The organism is Bacillus sp. FSL K6-2819 (genome assembly GCF_038008305.1).
Taxonomy (GTDB): Bacteria; Bacillota; Bacilli; order Bacillales; family Bacillaceae; genus Bacillus; species Bacillus amyloliquefaciens.
Genome location: NZ_JBBOYV010000001.1, coordinates 3,857,812 through 3,878,093, shown reverse-complemented (window position 1 = coordinate 3,878,093; position 20,282 = coordinate 3,857,812). Strand labels below are relative to the sequence as shown.

The 20,282-nt window shown below is 39.1% G+C and carries 19 protein-coding genes, 2 pseudogenes and 1 riboswitch; of the genes and pseudogenes, 6 read left to right on the top strand and 15 right to left on the bottom strand.

Annotated features, from left to right (window positions below; genetic code table 11):
- Positions 1–34 precede the first annotated feature (34 nt).
- The 12 genes and pseudogenes from fbp to MHH91_RS20120 all read right to left on the bottom strand — a co-directional run bounded on the left by fbp (position 35) and on the right by MHH91_RS20120 (position 9,164).
- Entirely contained in the window at positions 35–1,960 is a 1,926-nt protein-coding gene (fbp, locus tag MHH91_RS20175) for a fructose-1,6-bisphosphatase (protein WP_013354186.1), read from the bottom strand.
- Between the two features lie 230 nt (positions 1,961–2,190).
- The gene (locus MHH91_RS20170; RefSeq protein ID WP_076983292.1) at positions 2,191–2,601 is read right to left on the bottom strand and encodes a DUF421 domain-containing protein; all 411 of its coding nucleotides are present in this window, start codon (positions 2,599–2,601) and stop codon (positions 2,191–2,193) included.
- Between the two features lie 60 nt (positions 2,602–2,661).
- A pseudogene (locus MHH91_RS20165) lies at positions 2,662–2,715 on the bottom strand (hypothetical protein); the annotation flags it as partial.
- A gap of 247 nt (positions 2,716–2,962) precedes the next feature.
- Entirely contained in the window at positions 2,963–4,456 is a 1,494-nt protein-coding gene (locus tag MHH91_RS20160; RefSeq protein ID WP_013352389.1) for a phospholipase D-like domain-containing protein, read from the bottom strand.
- A 352-nt stretch (positions 4,457–4,808) separates the two neighbouring features.
- Positions 4,809–5,316 (bottom strand): annotated as a pseudogene (locus tag MHH91_RS20155) (DUF421 domain-containing protein).
- A 115-nt stretch (positions 5,317–5,431) separates the two neighbouring features.
- Positions 5,432–6,292 carry a DUF421 domain-containing protein gene (locus MHH91_RS20150; protein WP_013352388.1) on the bottom strand — a complete coding sequence of 287 codons (861 nt, stop codon included), beginning with the start codon at positions 6,290–6,292 and terminating at the stop codon, positions 5,432–5,434.
- A 29-nt stretch (positions 6,293–6,321) separates the two neighbouring features.
- Positions 6,322–6,528: a DUF1657 domain-containing protein gene (locus MHH91_RS20145; RefSeq protein ID WP_009336483.1), complete on the bottom strand. Its 207-nt coding sequence runs from the start codon at positions 6,526–6,528 to the stop codon at positions 6,322–6,324.
- An 11-nt stretch (positions 6,529–6,539) separates the two neighbouring features.
- On the bottom strand, positions 6,540–6,890 hold the full coding sequence (gene spoVAE, locus MHH91_RS20140; RefSeq protein ID WP_013352387.1) for a stage V sporulation protein AE: 351 nt from the start codon (positions 6,888–6,890) through the stop codon (positions 6,540–6,542).
- Positions 6,887–7,906 (bottom strand): stage V sporulation protein AD, encoded by a 1,020-nt coding sequence (gene spoVAD, locus MHH91_RS20135; RefSeq protein WP_013352386.1) that lies wholly within the window; start codon positions 7,904–7,906, stop codon positions 6,887–6,889. The genes spoVAE and spoVAD overlap by 4 nt, the downstream gene beginning before the upstream one ends.
- A complete protein-coding gene (gene spoVAC, locus MHH91_RS20130) occupies positions 7,906–8,385 on the bottom strand; it encodes a stage V sporulation protein AC (RefSeq protein WP_013352385.1) in 480 nt (159 codons plus the stop codon). The genes spoVAD and spoVAC overlap by 1 nt, the downstream gene beginning before the upstream one ends.
- A 17-nt stretch (positions 8,386–8,402) precedes the next feature.
- Positions 8,403–8,876 carry a YhcN/YlaJ family sporulation lipoprotein gene (locus MHH91_RS20125; protein WP_009336487.1) on the bottom strand — a complete coding sequence of 158 codons (474 nt, stop codon included), beginning with the start codon at positions 8,874–8,876 and terminating at the stop codon, positions 8,403–8,405.
- Between the two features lie 81 nt (positions 8,877–8,957).
- Positions 8,958–9,164 (bottom strand): DUF1657 domain-containing protein, encoded by a 207-nt coding sequence (locus tag MHH91_RS20120; protein WP_013352384.1) that lies wholly within the window; start codon positions 9,162–9,164, stop codon positions 8,958–8,960.
- A 484-nt stretch (positions 9,165–9,648) separates the two neighbouring features.
- Here MHH91_RS20120 and MHH91_RS20115 point away from each other — a divergent pair, with 484 nt between their 5' ends.
- Positions 9,649–9,789, top strand: coding sequence for a hypothetical protein (locus MHH91_RS20115; RefSeq protein ID WP_013354185.1), 141 nt, complete (start codon positions 9,649–9,651; stop codon positions 9,787–9,789).
- 401 nt (positions 9,790–10,190) lie between these two features.
- Positions 10,191–10,643: a hypothetical protein gene (locus MHH91_RS20110; RefSeq protein ID WP_041481646.1), complete on the top strand. Its 453-nt coding sequence runs from the start codon at positions 10,191–10,193 to the stop codon at positions 10,641–10,643.
- 249 nt (positions 10,644–10,892) lie between these two features.
- Here the strand turns inward: MHH91_RS20110 and MHH91_RS20105 are convergent, their stop codons facing one another.
- Positions 10,893–11,468: a recombinase family protein gene (locus MHH91_RS20105; protein WP_001169292.1), complete on the bottom strand. Its 576-nt coding sequence runs from the start codon at positions 11,466–11,468 to the stop codon at positions 10,893–10,895.
- Positions 11,469–11,615: 147 nt separating this feature from the next.
- Between MHH91_RS20105 and MHH91_RS20100 the strand changes: the two genes are divergently transcribed.
- A complete protein-coding gene (locus tag MHH91_RS20100; RefSeq protein ID WP_000684982.1) occupies positions 11,616–14,582 on the top strand; it encodes a Tn3 family transposase in 2,967 nt (988 codons plus the stop codon).
- A 508-nt stretch (positions 14,583–15,090) separates the two neighbouring features.
- Here the strand turns inward: MHH91_RS20100 and MHH91_RS20095 are convergent.
- A complete protein-coding gene (locus MHH91_RS20095; protein ID WP_013354184.1) occupies positions 15,091–15,555 on the bottom strand; it encodes a hypothetical protein in 465 nt (154 codons plus the stop codon).
- A 22-nt stretch (positions 15,556–15,577) separates the two neighbouring features.
- Complete coding sequence (locus tag MHH91_RS20090) at positions 15,578–16,063, bottom strand: GyrI-like domain-containing protein (RefSeq protein WP_013354183.1); 486 nt, start codon at positions 16,061–16,063, stop codon at positions 15,578–15,580.
- A 111-nt stretch (positions 16,064–16,174) separates the two neighbouring features.
- Between MHH91_RS20090 and MHH91_RS20085 the strand changes: the two genes are divergently transcribed.
- From MHH91_RS20085 to MHH91_RS20075, 3 genes are all read left to right on the top strand, one after another.
- Entirely contained in the window at positions 16,175–17,137 is a 963-nt protein-coding gene (locus MHH91_RS20085; RefSeq protein ID WP_013354182.1) for a helix-turn-helix transcriptional regulator, read from the top strand.
- 205 nt (positions 17,138–17,342) lie between these two features.
- A riboswitch (glycine riboswitch) is annotated at positions 17,343–17,423 on the top strand.
- Positions 17,424–17,567: 144 nt separating this feature from the next.
- Positions 17,568–18,920 carry an amino acid permease gene (locus MHH91_RS20080; RefSeq protein WP_013354181.1) on the top strand — a complete coding sequence of 451 codons (1,353 nt, stop codon included), beginning with the start codon at positions 17,568–17,570 and terminating at the stop codon, positions 18,918–18,920.
- Positions 18,921–19,046: 126 nt separating this feature from the next.
- Positions 19,047–20,279 (top strand): L-dopachrome tautomerase-related protein, encoded by a 1,233-nt coding sequence (locus tag MHH91_RS20075; RefSeq protein ID WP_013354180.1) that lies wholly within the window; start codon positions 19,047–19,049, stop codon positions 20,277–20,279.
- Positions 20,280–20,282 lie beyond the last annotated feature (3 nt).

The following is a 20,282-nucleotide window of genomic DNA, read 5'->3' as shown; positions in this document are numbered from 1 at the left end:
GCCCAGAGAATCACCTCTGAACCCTGAAAATTTCTCACTTCATATACCGATACTCCCGCAGTTTCTCCAAAATAGCCACTTCCTTCAGCAGTTCCTCGCCAACATTCGTTTCTTTTACTTTCTTCCGCTCCAGCTCTTTGTCGACTAAGCGTTTCACTGTTAAGACGTCGGTTCCGGTGCTCAGCACTTCGGCCTTTGAGTTAAAGTGTTTATGGGCGACGAGCTGCATGCCGTAAGAGTTGTATAAGAGCGTGTAGCCGGCGATGCCTGTTGTGGATTGGTAGGCTTTAGAGAAGCCTCCGTCGATGACGATCATTTTTCCGTTTGCTTTGATCGGATCTTCGCCTTCGATTTCTTTTACCGGTGTATGGCCGTTGATGATATGGCCGTGATCCGGGTTGAGACCGAACTCTTTCAGGATGTTTCGGCAGGTTGCCTCGTCTTCGCGCAAATAGTAATACGGGTTTTTCTTTTCTTTATGCGTTTCTTTCTCTTTAATGAAATACCGCTCAAAGGTCGTCATGGCGCGTTTTCCGAAGAGGGAGGAATACTCGCCTGTCCATAAATACCAGACCATGTCTGTCGCCAGATCATCGGTTTCTTCCGGGTGGGCGAAGGCATTCCGTAAGAACCGTTCAAATACATCGAGCAGCTCACGGCCCGCATAGGCTTTATCCTCAATCATCATCGTTTCCATGCTGCCGTTTTCGTCGACAGGAATACAGCCGTGAATCAATAGGTTGCCGTTGTATTTTAAGTAAAGGCTGCCTTTTTTCATCATAAAGTTCATATGGCGGCCCAGCTTTTCGGAATGCTGAACAGAGAACAGCAGCTTGTCCATGACTTCCGCTTCTTCCTCTAATAGCTCATCCGGCTGCTTTGGATTAACCGTCGCAAAGCAGGTGTTTTCCAGTTGATATGTTTTTCCGTTCAGCGTGATTTCATTTCGATCATAATCAATCTTTTCCAGTAACAGCCGTTCCTCCATGTTAAAGTTCGGCCGTCTCTTGATAATCGGGCTCTCAAGCTTGAATTGGATCATCGCGATCGCCTGATGAATTTTTGTGATTTGCTTAATTTCATCTTCTGGTCTGTTTTCATCCGCTTTCGGGCGGAAAGACGGGTTATCATCATAATATTTTTCGGCCAGGTTCAAGAGCGGTCTCAGGTTGATGCCGTAGACGTCTTCAATAATATCCAGGTTGTCATAGCGGGCACAGATGCGGATAATATTGGCCAGGCATACCTTCGAGCCGGAATAGGCGCCTATCCAGAGAACATCATGATTCCCCCATTGAATATCCACTGAATGATAGTTGATCAGTTCTTCCATAATTTTATCAGGCTGGGGTCCGCGGTCGTAAATATCGCCGACAACATGCAGATGGTCGACCACCAATCGCTGCGTGCTGTATGCAAGACCGGTGATCAGCTTATCGGCTTGGCCGAGCGCAATGATTTGTTCTATGATTTCGGAATAATATTGTTCCTTGTTGGCGGCTTGTTCTGTTTTGTACAGCAGCTCTTCAGAAATATAAGCAAATTGGGCAGGCAGCGCCTTGCGCAATTTGGAGCGGGTGTATTTGGAAGAGCAATAAGAAACGAGCTTAATCATTCGATGAATCGTTTCTTCATACCAATCGTTTAATGCTTCTTTTGTATCAAAGTCATGTTTGATTAATTTGAGTTTGTCTTCCGGATAATAGACCAATGCTGCCAGTTCATCAATTTCTCTATCGTAAATGACACCGCTGAAAATATCGCGGATCTTCTCTTTTACTCTTCCTGAACCATTCCGCAGCACGTGCTGGAATGCCTGATACTCCCCGTGCAAATCACTGACGAAATGCTCGGTTCCTTTCGGCAGGTTCAGTATTGCTTTCAGATTTATGATTTCTGTGACCACTTTTTCTTCACAATCGTATTTTTGTGCGAGCAGATCTAAATATTTCGTTTCCAATCTCGTCCATCCCCTTTTTATTTACGAGCATTTACATGATAAGGTGAATTTGGGGTAGCGTCAGGAAAATGCGGATTTACAACGTTAAGGAAACCAAAATATAAAAAGTCTAATTTCTCGGTGTTATAAGTGAAAAATTAGGCTTTAGTTACTTCATTAAAGCGCCTGATTGTTGAAGACTAAAGTTTATATTCACCAAGAAAATTGATGTGCTCTTATCCTAACAAATTTTATTTAGGACTTACATGTATGCCTTCACTCTCTCGCCAATCTGCGTAAAGTATACGCTTTACATTATCATATCCATTGGTAGTTAATTGGTTATCTAACCACTGTTGATCAAATCCGAGTTCATGTAAATTATCCCATAAAATTTCCCCATCTATAATTAACGATGTTGGGAGGTCTACTGGACTTTCTGGAAGATTGAGATCTGGTTTTTGATACTTGGATTTTAATAATAAACTTATTTGCCCATTAGCTTCCAATATACCGTATTTGACTTCGCGAACTGAAAAGACATTATTTTGACGGAGTATACTCAATACTTGATTTACATCTCTGTCCATAACACCATCTCGAATGATGATGTTAGGATTGCCTAATAAGAGAGAACGTGTCGATTTATTTTTTAGAGTCATAAACTCTATTCCCAACATAAGAAACGTCCACAATCCGATGGCATATAAAAAATGAAAAATCCCTACCTTATCTTCATAAATGTTATTTCCTAAAAAATCTCCAAGTACTAACACAAAAACTAAGTGAAACGGGGTTTAACTGATAGATGGATGTTCTGCCTGTTATGATAATGATAAAAAATAAAGTTGCAAAACCTACTATGACTTTGATTGTCAGTAAACCCAAAAAAACTTCACCCAAAATTTATTCCTCCATTTTATATTTCACTCGATTTCAAAAATCCTCATGTTTTAAAATATTTATATTACAACATGTAAGCTAATTAAAATCAGAAAGATAAATAATACCGGTTTTTTCAACTTATAATAATGGAGAAAGCACGCGAGCACCCTGTTCAACAATGCGCTCGGTCAGGGATCGTTGCAACAAGTCTTCAATTCTTAATGGTACAGAATCAGTAAGATCCCTCTCGAACTGCTCTGTGAGTTCCCTTGCCACATCAGCACTGTACACGACTTGACACACCTCATAATTCAGGCGAAAACTTCTCATATCATAGTTTGCTGAGCCTACGGCAGCAATCTCCTCATCGATGGTCAACACCTTCGCATGTATCATTCCTTTGTCGTACTGGTAGATTTGAACTCCAGCTTCTATAAGTTCTCCGTAATAAGTACGGCTTGCAAGACCCACGATTTTTTGATTATTGTGGCGAGGAACCAGCAATCTTACACGGACACCACGAGTTACTGCTGTCTTTAATGCCATGATAATATCCGTTTCTGGTACAAAATAGGGTGTTGTTAAATCAATAGTCTTGGTCGCCTGTGTTATACATATAAAGTAAGCTTGCCGAATGACTGGGGTAGGAATTCCAGGGTTTCCTTCCAACGTATGGATATACGCTTTATGCAATGTCCTAGTTTTTCCGGATATGTCCATTTCTTTATCATCAAGGGTGCTCAACTCTGATCCCAATTCGGCTGACCATTTGGAATGATCTGCTCTGCCGATTGAATTGATTTTCGTTACCTCTGATTTTGTTTTCAAATTTGTTTTTGATTTTATCCTTTCCGGCACAGCGATTTCCCAATGAACATCAAAAACAGTCTGCAAGTCGCCTGTTGCTTCCCCTATAATTTGCAAATGAGTGTCCCTCCAAAATCCTACGTCTGGCTTTAATCCTGTATATTCATACCCAACGTTCATACCGCCAGTAAAGGATTCCTTTCTGTCAATCGTCACAATCTTACAATGATCCCGATAATTCCAATTGGACAAAATCCAGGGAAATCGCAGAGGAAATATTGTCCTGCATTCTATCCCTGCTTCAACCATCTGCCGGATTTTTTCACGCGGGAATTTATAACTCCCCAAGCTATCTCTCATAAAACGAACCTGCACTCCATTTAATGCTTTTTCGATTAGCAGTTCTGTGATTCGATTACCAATTTGGTCGTTCCGATAGATGAAATATTCCAGATCAATGGTTTCTTGGGCTTTTTGCAGGGATACAAGGAGTTGATCATATTTTGCTATCCCATTGTTAAACACTTGGACTTGGCCCATTCGAAGCCCATTCACAGTGAAATGCCGTAAAGCATTGGCAATTACCGATGCTGAAGCACCGAATGTCTCAGGTAATTTGTTAGATTCATTTTTAGAACAGGTCAATCTTTTTCGATGAATAAACCTAGGGTTTGATATGCTAAGATATAGCCAGAAACCAATGACAGGTAAAAAAAGGACGATTATTATCCAATTCAAAGCCTTGGCAGGCCGACGAACTTCCCAAATTGCTATGAATAAGATAAAGAACGTATTTAACAGGTATAGATAAAAAATCCACTCCAACTGGAATCCCTCCTTCTGTTACTCTTAACATGTACAAACTATGTAACCAGTATACGTATGGAATATGAAGGGATTGTCTGTTATATATTATGGACTACCTTTATAAGAACTTGTATAAGATATTAAGAACGAAAAAAAGAGAATTAAGGTTGGGAAAGTTCTGACATCAAGAAAGGCGTAATGATCTGGGCACTGTCCTAACTAGAGACTTAGTGATTTTGAAAATTACCATCTGGTAAATTCCTAAATATAGGTATAATTTTTTATAAATTTGGAAAATGAAAGTGGTAAATGCAACAAGAAGTAAATAAGAGAAAACATTAATTTATATTGGGAGGAAATCGTCTTAAAATTAGTCGTTAACATCTTTTTTGTTAATGGTTAATGAATGATCGGTATCTCTAACAGCAGCATAAAAAAAATCTTTGATTTGAAGATATCCCTTTGCCTTTAGTTCTTCCTTTAACCACTTTTCATTTTTGTTGATAAATTTTAATTTACGCTTTTGCACTTTCCCTTCAATGACAACGGCTATGGGTAATCCGCGGTATTCCACTTTCATATGTAAATCTTTTGGAGTAATAGGAACTAATTCTTTTCTTGGAAAAATGCTAATTTCACCTGTTGCTTCCAAAATCGCATATTCATTATCGTGAATATCCGGATATCCTGTTGTTCTTAAATTAGACAACAGCTCAGGTAAAGGATATCTACTTTCCTTTAACTTTCGATTAAGATAAAAAAAGAATCGCTCCAAAATCATGAGGGGTAAGTTGGGCTAGAGCTGATTTCCCTAAAATATTTACTGCTACAATAAACACAATATAGATAAAAATAACTTTAACTAAAAAAATAGACACTTCTAACACCTCGTAAAAAAATTCACCTTAGTCCGAAATTGGACTAAGGTTTTTAAACTTATTTCAATTAAAAATGGTATCTTTTTTTCGTCATGTATGAATCTAAGCTAAATCCTTATCCTTTTAAAATAGGGGTCACTTTATCAATGGCTTCTTGTAATTTTTCACTGTTTAACCTATACATTTGTTTGGCGTCTTTTGATTCCGTTCCAAGAGCAAATAGTTCTAAGTCTGCTTGACATTTTTTCAAGGTTGAAAGAATTAAGGGTCTTTCTTGTGGGGGTGCGACTTGTAATTTATCGTCAAACAGATCAATCGTTAACTCTCCGTAAGAATTAACCTGTCCCAGAAATACATTTTCAATCGTTACCCCTAGTTTTTCTAATTCAGTTTGTAGCCAAGCCCGACTTCGTCCAATCGTGGCTAGTGGTTCATCCATTATTGTACCATCCATAATAATGGTCTGAGGCTCCTTGATTGAAGCAACCTTCAAGTTTATATCCTTTGCTGTTAAAGGTTGATTTTCTTTCTTTAGCATCACAGATAAATCACCTGTTGCCTCTAAAACAGCAAATTCTACATCAGAGACTTGAAAGACATCCTTCTTGCGAAGGAGATCTAACAGTTCATCTGTCGTATATCTTTCCTTTTTTAAATTATCTTCCATAATCTTCCCATCTTTGATAAATACAGTTGCTTTTCCTTCTATAAAATTGCGAAAACGTTTACTTTTTAATGAAATTAAACCAGCGAAAAAGGGAATAACCGCAAAAATGACAATTCCAATAATTCCGTGAAAAATGTTCCGTTCAAGTCCTATAGCCACTTCTGCACCAATATTCCCAATAGAAATACCGGTGACATATTCAAAGAAAGTTAGTTGGGAAATTTGCTTTTTCCCTAACCATTTTGTAATGAAAAGTAAAAGAGCAACAAATAATGCTGAGCGTACAGCTACATCTAACCATTCAGGCACTGCTTACACCTCCTGTAAATATAGTTTTTCTAGAAACCTTTGTACTGAAGTTCCTCTCCTTCTAGTTCTCCTACTCTTTTTTTTAAATCTTTTGTTACTTCGTGTACTACCATCATAGCCTCATGCAAAGTTCGCTTCGATTCATCATCAAGAGTCCGTAATGCTAAACTTGAGAGACTTGCTTCTACCCCTTTTAGACTGGCAAAACACTGTTTAACATCTGATCCTACTGTCATCCTAATTCTCCTTATCCTTTTGGCTTAAAAATTAAAGCTCCTATCATGCCGAAAACAATGGCAGCTGAAATACCAGAACTAGTTACTTCAAACATTCCTGTCAGTACACCAACTAACCCATGTTTTTCTGCTTCCTGCATCGCACCATGAACAAGCGAATTCCCAAAATTTGTAATCGGAACGGTAGCCCCTGCCCCAGCAAAATCAATCAAAGGCTCGTATAGTCCAAATCCATCTAAAAGCGCCCCAATCACTACAAGAGCACTTAAGGTATGACCTGGTGTCAATTTAAATACATCAAACATAATTTGCCCAATGATACAAATTAAACCGCCTACGACAAAAGCCCAAAAATAGATCATGTTAATTGTTCACCTCCGTATTCAATTGACACTGCATGGGCGATACAAGGAATTGTTTCATTTTGCTGAAAGGACAACGGTGAAAGCAAAGCACCTGTAGCCACAACTAACATGCGTTTAAATTCACCATTTTTCATGCGGTTTAATAAATGCCCATAAACTACCGTTGCTGAACAGCCTGCACCGCTTGCCCCTGCAAGAACGGGTTGTCCTTCCCGATAAATCATAAGGCCACAATCTTGGTATTGTTCTTCACTAATAGGAGTTCCATGCTTTTTAAATAGATCCATGGACACTTCCTGTCCGATTTGGCCAAGGTCACCGGTTACAATTAAATCGTAATAAGATGGCTCAACATTTCGTTCCTTTAAATGGGCTTCAATGGTATCAACCGCAGCTGGCGCCATAGCTCCTCCCATGTTAAATGGATCTGTCAATCCCATATCGATTACACGACCAATTGTGGCAGATGTGACATGAGGTCCTTCCCCAGAATCACTTAATAGGGCTGCACCTGCACCAGTAACCGTCCATTGTGCCGTAGGTGGCTTTTGTCCACCATACTCAGTTGGATACCGAAATTGTTTTTCAACAGCTGTATCATGACTGGAAGCTCCTGTTAACAAATATTTCGCTCCTTTTGTATTTACAATATAAGCACCTAGAGCCAGTCCTTCCATCGAGGTAGAGCAAGCACCGAATAAGCCAAAATAAGGCGCTCCAATCGTTCTGCTAGCGAAACTTGTTGGGGTGATTTGATTGATTAAGTCCCCAGCTAGGATAAATTGAACTTGATCCTTTTGTATGCCCCCTTTTTCCATGGCTTTTTGGCAAGCCTCTTCAAAAAGGATTTTATGTGCTTTCTCATAGGAATCCTGCCCAAGCCATAAATCAGCATGAAGAGTATCGAAATCATCTGGGATAGCACCATTGGCTTCAAATGGTCCACCAACGGTTCCAGTGGAGATAATGACAGGCTTTTGTTCGAAGATCCATGTACGATGACCTGCTAGCATTATAAACCACCCCACTGGATTAAAGTGGTTTTAATTAAGGCAATGACAAAAGCAGAAAAAACACCAAATAAAATAACCGCCCCCGCTAATTTAAATATGTTGCCACCTACGCCCAGTACAAATCCTTCGCTTCGATGCTCAATGGCAGGCGATATAACCGCATTGCCAAAACCTGTTACAGGTACAGCTGTTCCAGCCCCACCAAATTGGGCCATTCGATCATATACGCCAAAACCAGTAAGAAGCATTGTAATAAAAATTAACGTACCCACCGTCGGATTTCCGGCCGTTTGCTCAGTAAAATCGAAATAATAAATGTAAAAGTCTGAAATAAGCTGACCAATCAAACAAATAAGTCCACCGATTAAAAAGGCCTTAATACAATTTTTAACAACCGGTCTTTTGATCTCTCGTTGTTTTTGCAATTTTTGATATTCCTGTTGCACAGGAGTAAGTTGTTTCTTTTGATTGTTAGACATAACTCGATCCTTCCTCTTTAGGTTTGTTCCTTCATAAGACTTTTCAGTTTGTTCAAATCATTTTTTAAGTTCTTCTTATTCATATCGTTTTTTTTCAGTCTTTGCTCGACCTTTTCAAGTTCCCAGAATATTTTTTTATCAGTCGAAACAAAAACTTTATAGTCGGGATATTTTTTTTCTAAGTCGGATTTTACTGACTTCTCGATACTCTTTAATCGAAATCGATCAAAATTCTCAACTTTAATCGCTGCCATAAGCTCTTTATCAGTATTCACAGCTTTTACGTCTGTAATATCTTCCTTGGCAATTATCTTTTCTTTCGCATGATTGGCAACGGATTGATCAATTGGCTTACTTGTATGTACTTGCGAAATACCAAAAGTACTATTACCTTGAATAAATTCATTTTGATTACCATTACATCCTGATGCGAAACCAATGACCATTATAATAAAAAGTAGGTTTTTCAATGTGGTTATTTTATCTTTCAAAAAAATCACCTCCATGTTTTTCCATTATTTGAACAGCTGAAAAAGGTTGGTTAAGAGGCCAACCTTTTTTCGCCTTACTAATTACTGTTGTTTGTATTGAGGTTCTTCTTGTTCGATTTGTTGAACACGTGGTTCAATGCTGTCTACAACGGATTGGGTTTGCTTAGCTGCATCTTGGTAAAGTTGCTTAGCTTGTTGATTATCTGTACTAAGAGCAAATGTTTCAAAACTTGCTTGAGCACTTTTCAATCCTGCTAGAGCTGTTTTAACGTCATTTATTACTGTCATGATAATTTCCTCCTTCTTGAATTTTTTTTTACTCTTTTATTTTGCTTTATGGAGAATTTTTTATTCAATGATTTTTGGGAAATTTAAATCTAAATTATTTTTGACGTATAGCTCCATTTTTTCGATAATAACCCCTTTTCCATATCCCCATCATTTCTTCTATTTCTCGTTGACAGCAATAGCTCTTATAACTTTTCATTTTTTCTTTTCTCAACTTCAATTTCTTTTACACCCCTACCTTTATAAAATAAGATGATTGTATTTCCTGAAAGGACTAATATTTTTCCCATTTTTCGGATATTGTCCCAAAGTTTTAAGAGTTTCTCCCTCTTAATCATCCTATTTATGGGTATTTAACATTGAAAATGTAATAACAAAGATAAACGCATGCATTTGTCGCCGTATTAAGGTTTGTCTAATACATAAAAAGGAACTGTTTTGTTATTAAACATCAAATTTTTCATACATTTTAGAAGGTGAAAAAATGACAACAAAACAAAAAAGGAAATCCTTTCAACGTTTAACGTTAAAACCAAAAAAGGACATTGAAGAAATAAAACTTGGGATTAAACTGGGAGAAAAAAAGGAAACCAAAAATCCGAGATTGGGCGAAAGAGATGTATAGCTATATTTGATGGGGATTAATACAGAATTACAGGTAGGTGACATTGTCAAATTAAAAGTTGGAGATGTGAAAGGGAAAAATTCTTTTATATTCTGGAAGGCAAGACAACAAAAAACAGAAAGTAAATATTAGTATGCTATCTAATAGAATTGATAAAAAAATTGGATACATAATTGTTTCAAACTGGTAGAGACCATATGTATGAGCAGCAATTAATGTTCCATATTTTTCGTGGGTCAGGCAAACTCTTGTTCATCTAGACAGTAGGCTGATTGATTATTGATGCTTCTTTCTTAACAAAACACCTAAGTGATTCTCTGTGCATATACTGTATCATTACTACAGGATTATGATTAAATACAACTCAATCCATACATAAAATAATCAAGGAGAGGTTAATTTTGAAAATTCCAAAGACAGCCAAAGTTAGTATCCCCTTTCCATCCGTATGGGGGATTGATGCTTCTATTGCGGGGAGATCCATTATTAGAGGTATACTTACCATTGATTCCATTGTAGACAACAAAGTAGTAGGTACAGTTAATTTTCGTGGTATACCTATTCCGATTAATGGGTATTGGGACGAAAGCGCTAAACAAATAAGTTTCGATTCACCATATGCCTCCTTTTTTGGCAACTTGACAATAATTGATGAGACCGCTATAAGCATTCGGCATTTCATTTTAAGTGGACGGTTTATAATGAAACCTCCCTCTTTGCTGGCTGGTGAATACGGAAATTGGATTGCTACAACCTTTACAACCCGTTTGGGACCTCCCATATATACTAATGTTTTACCACCTGCTGGTGCCTTTACAGTCTCAAGTATGCTCTTGGGACAGCAATTGTTTTAATTAGACCATGACTTTATAAAAACAACCTTCCTTTGTGACTAAGGTTGTTTTTTAAAAGTGTTCTCGAAAAATACAGCCTTGCTTTAAATCTGAGTTTAGCGTATATCTCCGTTAAAATGTACTCGGAACCCTTTGATGATCGTGCCTAGTTAGATAAACAAATATTGATACTTCCTTATAGAAATAGCCTGCTTGGTTAGGTACGTTGTTTCACAATCCCCGGAAATTTTTAATATAAGTAATGAATGCTTATTTTTTTCCTTCCGATAGCTTTCTATATAAAGAAGCTCTAGATACATTTGTAATTTCACAAATTTGATTTACAGTCATATTTCCTTCTTTATATAGCTTTACTGCATAATTCATTCCTGCGTGATTTTTATGATATTTCTTTAACCGTCCTTTAAACTTCCCTTCTTTCTTTGCGAGCTCAATTCCTTCACGCTGACGCATACGAATAAGGTCTCGCTCTAATTGGTTAACACCAGCCATTACCGTAATTAAGAATTGGCTATATGGATTATCTTCTGATAAATCTAGCCATGTATCCTTAAGTGATTTTAAGCTTGCCTTTTTATTTCGTATTAAATCAATCAATTCAAATAAATCTTGCGTACTTCGAGTGATCCGAGTTAAATCTGTAACATAAATAATGTCACCTTCCTGTAAATCCTCTAACATTTTTTGAAGTTGTTCACGATCTTTTGTGGCTCCTGAAATTTTTTCTTCATAAATAATATCCATTCCAATTTCGTTCAATTGCCGAAATTGCCTTGAAGGATTTTGGCTAGTCGAACTGACGCGTACATAACCGATTTTCTGCAAAATTTCACCTCGTTTTTGAGACAAGTCTTATGAGACACTCTTAACTATGATTTTATCAGTCTACTATACTTGTATCAATAGAGTACACTCTATTGATATATAATTGAACTAATTAACTGAATAATTATGGAAATGGGATGATACTGAATGAAAATTGCGAGAGGTAGAGAATTGCTTACACTGGAACAGAGGCAGGATTTTATGCAAATCCCTGAAGATGAATGGATATTGGGGACCTACTTCACTTTTTCCAAACGGGATTTAGAAATAGTTAATAAGCGAAGGAGAGAAGAAAACCGTTTAGGGTTTGCTGTTCAATTAGCTGTTCTTCGGTATCCCGGTTGGCCATACACTCATATCAAAAGCATCCCGGAATCAGTCATACATTATATATCGAAACAAATCGGTGCCACTCCATCTTCGATTAGTCTTTATCCTCAAAGAGAAAATACACTTTGGGATCATTTGAAAGAACTTCGAAGTGAATACGACTTTGTAACTTTTACTCTAAGAGAATATCGAATAGCATTTAAGCATCTTCATCAATTAGCTTTTGAAAATGGCGATGCCATACATCTACTACATGAATGTATAGATTTTCTAAGAAAAAACAAAATCATACTGCCTGCTATTACTACACTTGAAAGAATGGTGTGGGAGGCAAGGGCAATGGCTGAAAAGAAACTGTTTAATACTGTTAGTCAATCTCTTACAAATGAACAAAAAGGAAAGCTTGAAGAGATCATTACTTCGCAGCATCCATCCGAATCCAATAAAACGATATTGGGTTGGTTAAAGGAACCGCCGGGTCATCCTTCACCCGAAACATTTCTAAAAGTAATAGAACGACTCGAATACATACGAGGAATGGAATTAGAAACGGTACAAATTAGTCATTTGCATCGCAATCGCCTGTTTCAACTATCTCGCTTAGGCTCAAGATATGAGCCATATGCATTCCGTGACTTTCAAGAAAATAAGCGATATTCGATATTAACCGTCTATTTATTACATCTTACTCAAGAGTTAACGGATAAAGCTTTTGAAATTCATGATAGACAAATACTTAGTCTGTTATCAAAAGGCCGTAAGGCTCAAGAGGAAATTCAGAAACAAAACGGTAAAAAGCTGAATGAGAAAGTTATACACTTTACGAACATCGGACAAGCTTTAATCAAAGCAAAAAAGGAAAAATTAGACGTTTTTGAGGTTTTAGAATCCGTTATCGAATGGAATTCTTTTGTCTCTTCGGTCGAAGAAGCTCAGGAGCTTGCACGCCCTGACGACTATGATTATTTAGACTTACTGCAAAAACGATTTTATTCACTTAGAAAATATACGCCAACGCTATTAAGGGTATTGGAATTTCATTCTACAAAAGCAAATGAGCCACTTTTACAAGCTGTTGAGATTATCCGTGGAATGAACGAATCCGGAAAGCGAAAAGTGCCTGATAACTCACCTGTGGATTTTATTTCAAAACGTTGGAAAAAGCATTTATACGAGGATGATGGTACAACAATCAATCGTCATTACTATGAAATGGCTGTTTTAACAGAACTTCGGGAGCATGTTAGGGCAGGAGATGTTTCCATTGTTGGCAGCAGACAATATAGAGACTTTGAAGAATATTTGTTTTCAGAAGATACATGGAATCAAACGAAGGAGAATACAAGATTATCAGTTAGTTTATCATTCGAGGATTATATGACGGAGAGAACCAGCAGCCTTAACAAAAGGTTAAAGTGGTTAGCTACCAATTCCAACAAGTTAGACGGGGTTTCTCTTGAAAAAGGAAAGCTGTCAATTGAACGCTTAGAAAAAGATGTTCCAGAAGAAGCAAAAAAATTTAGCGCAAGCCTGTATCAGATGCTACCAAGAATAAAATTAACCGATTTACTGATGGATATTGCTTATATAACAGGATTTCATGAGCAATTTATTCATGCTTCCAATAATCGAAAACCGGATAAAGAAGAAACAATTATTATTATGGCTGCTCTTTTAGGAATGGGAATGAATATTGGTTTAAGCAAAATGGCTGAAGCAACACCCGGACTTACATATAAGCAATTGGCCAATGTATCACAATGGCGCATGTATGAAGATGCAATGAATAAAGCCCAAGCCGTATTAGTAAATTTTCATCACAAATTGCAATTGTCCTCCTATTGGGGAGACGGTACAACATCCTCGTCCGATGGTATGAGAATGCAGATAGGCGTTTCATCGCTACATGCAGATGCAAACCCACATTATGGAACTGGAAAAGGAGCCACCATCTATCGTTTTACAAGTGATCAATTTTCTTCTTATTACACAAAGATTATTCATACTAATTCAAGGGATGCGATTCATGTTTTGGATGGTTTGTTACACCATGAGACGGATCTAAATATAGTAGAGCATTATACAGACACGGCTGGTTACACAGACCAAATATTCGGACTGACCCATTTATTAGGATTTAAATTTGCTCCAAGAATACGAGATTTATCAGACTCGAAATTATTTACAATAGATAAGGCAAGTGAGTATCCAAAATTAGAAGTCATTTTACGTGGACAAATAAATACAAAGGTCATTAAAGAGAATTATGAGGATGTTTTGCGATTAGCTCATTCTATAAGGGAAGGAACAGTTTCAGCATCCCTTATTATGGGGAAATTAGGTTCTTATTCAAGACAAAACAGCTTGGCTACAGCCTTACGTGAGATGGGCCGAATAGAAAAAACGATCTTTATTTTGAATTATATTTCGGATGAATCATTAAGAAGAAAAATACAAAAAGGATTGAATAAAGGAGAAGCCATGAATGGACTGGCAAGAGCTATTTTCTTCGGAAAACAAGGAGAGCTTAGGGAACGAACCATACAGCATCAATTGCAAAGAGCCAGTGCCTTAAACATCATTATCAATGCCATCAGTATCTGGAATACTTTACATCTAACAAAGGCAGTTGAATATCAAAAACGGTCAGGTAGTTTTAATGAAGAATTATTGCACCATATGTCACCTCTAGGTTGGGAACATATTAATTTACTTGGAGAATACCATTTTAATTCGGAGAAAATGGTCTCGTTAGATTCTTTAAGACCCTTGAAACTTTCTTAACGTTGTTAAAACTGGGGGAATAGTCGGGGAAATGGGCTTAGCGTTGTAAATCCGCATTTTCCTGACTGTACCCCAATTTAAAAGTATGACATTATGATTAAATCATTAGACCTTATATGATAGTACCGCATAACGCCTTTTTGAGACAATCAAAACGAGGGCAAGAGGCGCCGAGATGAGCGGAGAGAAAGCTTAAGGCAGACCGCGGAGAAGGTTTCTTTAACATGAATCGGATATTTCCTTCTATCACAGGGTTGTCTCATTTTCCAGAAATGAGATGAATGAAACAGATAGTTTTCAAGGGCCTTGAAATGGCGGCATTGTCGCAGGCTATGATTGCTTTGAAGCAGATTCTGGAGAGACCGCGGAATTCGCCGTGCCGAAGCTGATAATTTCAGCCCAAGTTTAAGCGAAAAAAACAGCACCTTCTCATTTAATGGAGAGGTGCTGTTTTGTAATTTGAATGCCAGATGAACATTCGATGCATGAATAGTTGTTTTTGCGTACTTTAATATTCTCCTTTAATGACAAAAAACGAGCCCCGAATTGTTCCGGCTAATTTAGACTTTTGCCTGGCAAACTTAAACTTCCCTTCTAACTCCTTTGGCACTTCCATCCCCTCAGAAAGCTTAAAACCAACAGCACGCTTCTTAGGGTCATCAACCGTATACATGACGTTGACCTCAAGACCATCCTCATAAAAGACGTAGGCCATTTTGATATTTTCCACTTGGAAACGCGACGTTTCTAAAGGTTTGGCCGCAAACTCAATATCACGTTCTTCTTTCAAAATTCGGTTTACATACTCAAGGGTCTCGCAGGACTCGCCGGCTGGTACCACCGTAAATTCATGCTTGTATTTGTTCATTAAGTAACGGGCTTCATTAGCACGTAAACCAGCAAGCGCTTCTGCCACGGGTGAAGACTCTAAACCAACAGCAGACACATTTTTAAAATCAACAATATATGACAATTCCATCTCTCCTTTTATCTCTTTATTTCCTGACAACAGGAATCCACATTTCACCAAATACTAAACCGTTTCGCTGCCCCATCTCAACCGTTGCATTCGGCCCGCCGACATAGGCAAAATTCTTTGCTTCCGGCAAGACCTGACCAAAGGCAATGCCGGTAAGCTTATTGCTCAATTCATCGGCCGTCTTCCCTTCCCCTTTCACAACCAGATATTCCCCCTTAGGAAATTGGATGACTCTGGTTTCTCCGGTCACTGACGCCTCTTCCTCTGTCATCACGCCAGCATAATGCATCAACCTGTTGTTTACCGCTTCGTTCACGGCAAAAATATAGTCATTTGCGGCAATGGCTTTCAAGGTGTCAAGCCTTCCATCTTGTTTGACGGCTTCCCAAAAGTCAGCCTTTTCCTTGTTTATGCCGGCATAGTCTGTGTAATCGCTCTTAAGCTCAGTAACAATACCAAAAACGGTAAATCCGTCTTTTTCTTCCAGAGTATAATTTTCCATATTCAAAACCTTCCTCTTTTTAAAATAATCAAATGATTTTTGTCTTTTCAATTGATGCGTTTATAATAACCTTAAATCATGTCAAAAAATGATACTGTTTAGGAGGTCCCGATGAAAAAAGTTGAACGGATTAATATTATCATGCGGTATATCAACAACCGCGCCCACTTTACAATTTCTGAAATCATGCGGGAATTTGATATCTCTCGTTCGACAGCTATTAGAGATATCAGAGAAATTGAAGCCATGGGGATGCCGCTTGTTGCTGAAGTTGGAAGGAGCGGCGGTTATTTTGTCATGAACCACTCTGTCCTGCCCGCTGTTCGCTTTACCGATAATGAGATTAAAGCTCTTTTTATTGCGTTTATGGCCACAAGAAATCAACAGCTCCCTTATCTAAAGAGCCGTCAATCTTTAGCTGAAAAATTGCTGGGCCTTATCTCCGAAAGCCAGCAAGAGACCCTGGTTCTTTTAAATCAAATCTTGCTTTTTGAAGGGACAAACCCCCATAATCCCGACCTGCTTGAGCTCTCAGATCTCCCCCATCCCATGTTAGAAAAACTCATCCAGCTACTTCTTTCGGATAGCTATTTATGGATTACCATCAAAGAAGAGAAGGTAATAAAGTCTTATCCAATCTGCCTCTTGCACCCTTATCATGAAAAAGGCCTTTGGCTGATTGAAGGCTTTGATGTAAAGGATGAGAAGAGGAGGATTTTCCCTGCGGACAATCTTACCAATGTCAAACCATACTCTGCGAAAAAAAGAATAAGCAAGAAAAAGATTTTAGAGAAACTAAGCGAGCAGGAAGAAGTAATCAACCTTGTTCTTGAACTTGGTCCAAAGGCGATTGCCCAATTCAAAAAATATCATCCTTTAAAAATGTCAATTTCCTATACGAATCCTTATCAAACCACAGCCATTCTAGAGACTTATATCAATGTCAGTAATCCCGAAGAATTGACCGAAATAACAAATTGGCTGCTTTTCCTAGGTAAGGATATCAAGGTCAGGGAAGTACCGAAAGAAGTCTTAGAAGGTTTACAAGAGAGATTAAGCTTATTCTGTCCATAAGCAGTGCCAGTTAAACCCCGTTATTTTTCGAAAAGGAAAATATAGCCGCTAGGATAGGTGAGTTTAAGAATACTAGAGTTCACTGTAAGTAAGACCATTGACAAACCACTCGACTTCTATTAAAATAAAAAGTTAGCTGATAGGTATTTTCTATCAGAAACTCAATACGTAGCAGGCTATGATTGCTGTGGGTCGCACTACAGCAGGAGCGGCTTCTGGAGAGACCGCGGATTTTCCGCGGCGCCGAAGGGTTCACAATCTCAGGCAAAAGGACAGAAGAGTACCGAATATGTATTTGTCATGCTGTTGATTGTCAGCGGCGCAAATATAATTTGATATTCTTATGACCATGAGATTGGAGGGCATCCAATCTCTTTTTTTATTGGCTTTATTTTCTCGTCGTTCATAAAAAAGTAAGGAGGAGTCAGATGTGGAACAGCGAGAGCTAAAGAGGGACTTATCGAATCGGCATGTGCAGCTTATCGCCATTGGCGGCACGATCGGCACCGGATTGTTTTTAGGGTCCGGTAAGGCGATTCAGCTGGCGGGTCCTTCTATCATCTTTGCGTATTTTATTGTAGGTATTGCGCTTTTTTTCGTTATGCGGTCGCTGGGAGAACTGCTTTTATCTAAAGCGGGGTACCAGTCATTAACGGATATTGCCGAGGCGTATTTAGGGCCGCGGGCAGCGTTTGTCACCGGCTGGACCTATTGGTTTTGCTGGATTATGACGGCTATGGCGGATGTGATCGCCGTCGGTGTGTATGTGAAATATTGGTTTGATATTCCGCAGTGGATTCCTGCACTGATCTGTTTGCTCATTTTATTGGGGCTTAATCTGTTAACGGTCAAGATTTTTGGAGAATTGGAGTTTTGGTTCGCTTTAATTAAGGTGATCACGATCCTCGCGTTAATCGTCATCGGAGTGATTCTGCTGGTGATTGGGTTCAAAACGCATACTGGAACGGTTTCAGCAGCGAATCTGTGGGCGCACGGCGGCTTGTTTCCAAACGGATTTTCAGGCTTTTTGCTTTCGTTCCAGATGGTGATCTTCGCCTATGTCGGTGTGGAATTAGTCGGTGTGTCGGCAGCGGAAACATCAAATCCGAAAAAAAACATTCCGTCCGCGATCAATAAAATTCCTTTGCGGATTTTATTTTTCTACGTCGGGGCATTGATCATCCTCTTATGTATTAATCCTTGGACGCAGCTGAATGCGGCGGAAAGTCCTTTTGTGAAGACCTTCAGCTTAGTCGGCATTCCGCTGGCCGCGGGAATCATTAATTTCGTCGTATTAACGTCAGCCGCTTCGGCTTGTAACAGCGGAATGTTTTCAACAAGCCGGATTTTGTATAACTTAAGCAAAACGAAACAGGCGCCGGCAAGTTTCGAGAAGCTGAATAAAAATCATGTGCCGAGCCGCGCGTTATGGGTGTCGGTCATTGTCCTGTCAGCAGGGGCACTTTTAAGCAAATTGATTCCGGAAGAAGCCTTTGGCATCGTCACAACCATCAGCGCGATTTGTTTCATTTGGGTGTGGGGTGTGATTCTTGTCTGCCATATCAGATACAGAAAAACCAGGCCGGACTTACACGCGGCATCAACGTTCAAAGCGCCGTTTGCGCCGTTTATCAATTACGTTGTTCTGGCACTGTTTGCGGTCATTCTGGTTATTATGCTGTTTGCGGATGCGACGCGCCCGGCCTTATTGCTGACGCCGCTGTGGTTTATTGGATTATTTATTTTATATTGGATGAGAAAAAACAGGGCAAAAAGAACATGATGAGTCAAATTAAATCTCTTGAAAAAGACGGTGTACTGCATGCAGTATGCCGTCTTTATTTTTAATTAACCGTTTCCTTTTATAGGCATATATTTAATGTAGATATAGAACGAGAGGAATGGAGTCATGGAAAACAATTCGTACATGAATGGACAATCGCCATATCCCGCTGAGCCCTATCTATTAAGAGAATATGGGACGCAGCCGGGCAGAAGAGGACACTATGAAATGATATTTCATTGGAACCATTTAGATTGGGATTTTCCGAATGATGAGATGAAAAAAGAATTTTACAAAAAGGAATATTGGAAAAAGTGTATGCCGGCCGGCATTAAAATGGATCGGCAGGGGCATTATTATGTGTCGGTTCCCCGCTGGGCTCACGGTGTTCCGGCTACCTTGAACAAGATTGTGATAAAAGACGGGAAGCCGTTATTAGAGGCCTTTCCAAGCTGGGAGTGGAATCGGGCTGGAAACCCGGCTGTTCTTCAGTCCGTCTTGGGGTACGAGATTGATGAATACAATCGGATGTGGATTCTTGACCAAGGGAAAATTGCCTATGAAAGGTCACCGGAAGGCTCACAGAAGCTTGTGATCATTGATTTAGACCGCAATCAGCTGATCGATTCAATTCAGATTCCGAATGAGATTGCCAATTACCGTACGTCTTTCTTAAATGATGTTGTCGTTGACAATAAAAATGGGTTTGTCTATATCACGGATTCGGGTAATGGCTGGCCGGACCATCCGCTTGATGGGGGAATCATTGTGTTTAACATAAGAACAAGGACTTTCCGGCGCGTGCTTGACCGGCATTTCAGCACGCAGGACTTTCCGGGATTTCATTTTGAGATTGATAACCGGCCGGTGTTTACAAACAAGCCGGTAAAGATCGGAGCGGATGGAATCGCACTGTCCGGAGAACGGACGGTTCTTTACTATTGTCAGGTCACGGGACGGAATTTATATGCGATTGATACATCTCTCCTGCAGGATTTTCAAACGCCTCTGGAAGTGATTTCGAGGTCCGTTCGAGCGGTGGGAAGCAAGGGTACGACGACTGATGGTATGCATGCTGATCATCAGGGAAATGTTTTTTACACCATGCTTGAGGGGAAAGGCATTGGCGTTTACCAGCCAGAAGATAACAGCTTTCATCAGTTCGTCTCGGATGACAGAATGCTTTGGGTGGACGGAGTGGCTTTCGATCAAAAAGGGTCGATCATTTTTAACAGCAACCGGCTGCATCAAATGTTTGATGAGTCACGGCAGGATATTAACTGGTCCTATCCGTACAATTTGATCATATGGAAAGCGTTTGTCGGTCCTGATGTGAAGTCCTATTTATATGGGCTGTAACAT

Coding starts and splice junctions, on each gene's coding strand:
- MHH91_RS20100 (WP_000684982.1), top strand. CDS start 11,616: ATGAAAATTGCGAGAGGTAGAGAATTGCTTACACTGGAACAGAGGCAG.
- MHH91_RS20170 (WP_076983292.1), bottom strand. CDS start 2,601: ATGACTCTAAAAAATAAATCGACACGTTCTCTCTTATTAGGCAATCCT.
- MHH91_RS20115 (WP_013354185.1), top strand. CDS start 9,649: ATGACAACAAAACAAAAAAGGAAATCCTTTCAACGTTTAACGTTAAAA.
- MHH91_RS20145 (WP_009336483.1), bottom strand. CDS start 6,528: ATGACAGTAGGATCAGATGTTAAACAGTGTTTTGCCAGTCTAAAAGGG.
- spoVAD (WP_013352386.1), bottom strand. CDS start 7,906: ATGCTAGCAGGTCATCGTACATGGATCTTCGAACAAAAGCCTGTCATT.
- MHH91_RS20120 (WP_013352384.1), bottom strand. CDS start 9,164: ATGACAGTAATAAATGACGTTAAAACAGCTCTAGCAGGATTGAAAAGT.
- MHH91_RS20075 (WP_013354180.1), top strand. CDS start 19,047: ATGGAAAACAATTCGTACATGAATGGACAATCGCCATATCCCGCTGAG.
- spoVAC (WP_013352385.1), bottom strand. CDS start 8,385: ATGTCTAACAATCAAAAGAAACAACTTACTCCTGTGCAACAGGAATAT.
- MHH91_RS20085 (WP_013354182.1), top strand. CDS start 16,175: ATGAAAAAAGTTGAACGGATTAATATTATCATGCGGTATATCAACAAC.
- spoVAE (WP_013352387.1), bottom strand. CDS start 6,890: ATGATCTATTTTTGGGCTTTTGTCGTAGGCGGTTTAATTTGTATCATT.
- MHH91_RS20090 (WP_013354183.1), bottom strand. CDS start 16,063: ATGGAAAATTATACTCTGGAAGAAAAAGACGGATTTACCGTTTTTGGT.